General features: G+C 74.4%; 1 protein-coding gene. It reads right to left on the reverse strand.

The genetic code is table 11. The features are described from left to right. A partial coding sequence (locus G3I65_RS20430; RefSeq protein WP_160697524.1) for a type I polyketide synthase occupies nucleotides 1-3102 on the reverse strand: 3102 nt, incomplete at both ends.

Genomic DNA, 3102 nt, shown 5'->3' on the forward strand with positions numbered 1-3102 from the left:
GCGAGCAGCGGGTGCGCGACCGCGACGAGCCCCGCTGCCGACACGTCGCCCGCGCCGGCCTCCCCCGCGGGCCAGTAGCGCTCGTGCTGGAACGCGTAGGTCGGCAGGTCGACGCGGCGGGCGCCGGGGAAGGCCGGGGACCAGTCGACCGCGGCCCCGCGGACGAACAGCTCGGCGAGCGAGGCGTGGAACCGGGCGAGGCCGCCTTCGTCACGGCGCAACGATCCGGTGGCGACGATCTCGACGCCGGCGTCCCCGGCGATGTCGGCGAGGCCCATGGTCAGCACCGGGTGCGGGCTGGACTCGACGAACATGCGGAAGCCGTCGCCGAGCAGCCGCCGGACGGCGCCCTGGAAGTCCACCGGCCGGCGAGCGTTGCGGAACCAGTACTCGACGCCGAGGTCGGCCGGGTCGACGACTTCGGTGGTGACCGTGGAGTACCACGGGATCGTGCCGGCCTGGTGCTCGACGCCGTCCAGGAGGCCGAGCAGGACGTCGTGCAGGCGGTCGACCTGGGCGCTGTGGCTGGCCACGGTGGACCCGACGACCTTGGCCCGCACGCCCTCGGCGACCCGGGCGGCGGCGAAGCGCTCCAGGCTTTCGTCGTCCCCGGCGACGGTCGTCGCGTTCGGGCCGTTGATGCCCGCGATCGACAGGCCGGGGAAGTCCGCGATCAGCTCTTCGACGCGGGCGGCGGGCAGGGACACCGATGCCACCGCCCCGCGGCCGACGAGCTCGTCGGCGAACAGCTGCGAGCGCGCCACGACGATCTTCGCGGCGTCGGCCAGCGACAGCACCCCCGCGACGTGCGCGGCGGCGATCTCGCCCTGGCTGCTGCCGACCACGGCCGACGGCCGGACGCCGTGCGCGGCCCAGACGTCCACCAGCGCCACCATCACCGCGAACAGCGCGGGCTGGAGCACCTCGATGCGGTCGAATGAGGGCGCGCCCGGGGCGCCGGTCAGCACGTCGTGCAGCGACCAGCCGGTGAGCGGGTCGGTGACCGCGGCGCACTCGGCGATCCGGGCCGCGAACACCGGGGACGTGGCGAGCAATTCGGTGGCCATGCCGAGCCACTGGGACCCCTGGCCGGGGAAGACGAACACGGTCTTGGCCGGGGTGTCGGCCACGCCGGTGACCACCGACGCCGACGGGGTACCCGCGGCCAGCGCGGACAGCCCGGCCAGCAGCCCGTCCCGGTCCGCGCCGACGACGACCGCGCGGTGCTCGAACACCGAGCGGGTCGTGGTCAGCGAGTGGCCGACGTCGGCGGCGCGTTCGGTCGTGAGGTGCCCGAGCAGGCGGGCGGCCTGCCCGGCCAGCGCCGGCGCGGTCTTGGCCGAGAGCACCCACGGCAGCGGGCTCTCGTCGTCGCCGCCGGTCTCCGCCGCGACGACGGGAGCCGGGGCCTGCTCGATGATCGTGTGGGCGTTGGTGCCGCTGATGCCGAACGACGACACCGCGCCGCGGCGGGGCCGCCCGGTCTCCGGCCAGGGCCGGGCCTCGGTGAGCAGCTCGATGTCGCCGGCGGTCCAGTCCACGTGGGACGTCGGCTCGTCGACGTGCAGCGTCTTCGGCAGCACCCCGGCGCGGACGGCCAGCACCATCTTGATGATCCCGGCGACGCCCGCGGCGGCCTGGGTGTGCCCGAGGTTCGACTTGACCGAGCCCAGCAGCAGCGGCCGTTCGCGGTCCTGGCCGTAGGTGTTCAGCAGGGCCTGTGCCTCGATCGGGTCGCCGAGGGTGGTGCCGGTGCCGTGCGCCTCGACCGCGTCGACGTCCGAAGTGGACAGTCCGGCGCTGGCCAGTGCCTGGCGGATCACGCGTTGCTGCGAGGGCCCGTTCGGGGCGGTGAGGCCGTTGGAGGCGCCGTCCTGGTTGACCGCGGAGCCGCGGAGCACCGCGAGGACGTCGTGGCCGTTGCGCCGCGCGTCGGACAGCCGCTCCAGCACGAGGACGCCGACGCCTTCGGAGAACCCGGCGCCGTCGGCGGCCTCGGCGAACGCCTTGGAGCGGCCGTCGGCGGCGAGGTTGCCCTGGCGCGAGAAACCGATGTACAGCCCCGGCGTCGCCATCAGCGTCACGCCGCCGGCCAGTGCCAGGGAGCTCTCCCCGGTGCGCAGCGACTGCGCCGCGAGGTGCACCGCCACCGCCGACGACGAGCAGGCCGTGTCGACCGTGACGGCCGGGCCCTCCAGCCCGAAGGTGTAGGAGATCCGGCCGGACACGACGCTGCCGACGCTGCCGGTGGCCTGGTAGCCCTCCTTGTCGCTCTCGGAGTTCTGCAGGATGTCGCTGTAGTCCTGGTACATCGCGCCCATGAAGACGCCGGTCGCCGAGCGGCGCAGCGTCGCCGGGTCGATGCCCGCGCGTTCGATCGCCTCCCAGGTGGTCTCCAGCAGGAGCCGCTGCTGTGCGTCGGTCGCCATCGCCTCGCGCGGGCTCATGCCGAAGAACCCGGCGTCGAACTCGGCCGCGTCGTGCAGGAACCCGCCTTCGCGGGTGTAGGAGGTGCCGGGGTGGTCGCGGTCGGGGTGGTAGAGCGCGTCGATGTTCCAGCCGCGGTCGGTCGGGAAGCCGGTGATCGCGTCGGTGCCGGTCTCGACGAGCCGCCACAGGTCTTCGGGTGAGGTGACCCCGCCCGGGAAGCGGCAGCCCATGCCGACGATGACGATCGGGTCGTCGTCGAGGAGACGTGTCATCGGGGTCGGGGCGAGCGTCAGCTCGCTGGCCGCGCCGCGCAGCCCGTCGACGAGGAACCCGGCGAGCACCACCGGCGTCGGGTAGTCGAACACCAGGGTCGCGGGCAGGCGCAGCCCGGTGGCGTCGTTGAGCTGGTTGCGCAGCTCGACCGCGGTGAGCGAGTCGAAGCCGAGCTCCTTGAACGGGCGGTCGGCTTCGACGGCTTCGGCCGACGCGTGCCCGAGCACCACGGCGGCGTGCCCGCGGACGAGGTCGACGAGCACCTGCTCGCGGTCCTCGGCGCCGAGCCCGGCCAGTTTCCGTTGCAGCGCCGAGGACTGCGAGCCCACGACGCTGCCGCGGGTGACCCGGCGGCCGGCGGGCACGAGCCCGCGCAGCAGGGCCGGGACCTCGTCGGTC

Source organism: Amycolatopsis sp. SID8362, from assembly GCF_010550475.1.
Classification (GTDB): Bacteria; Actinomycetota; Actinomycetes; order Mycobacteriales; family Pseudonocardiaceae; genus Amycolatopsis; species Amycolatopsis eburnea.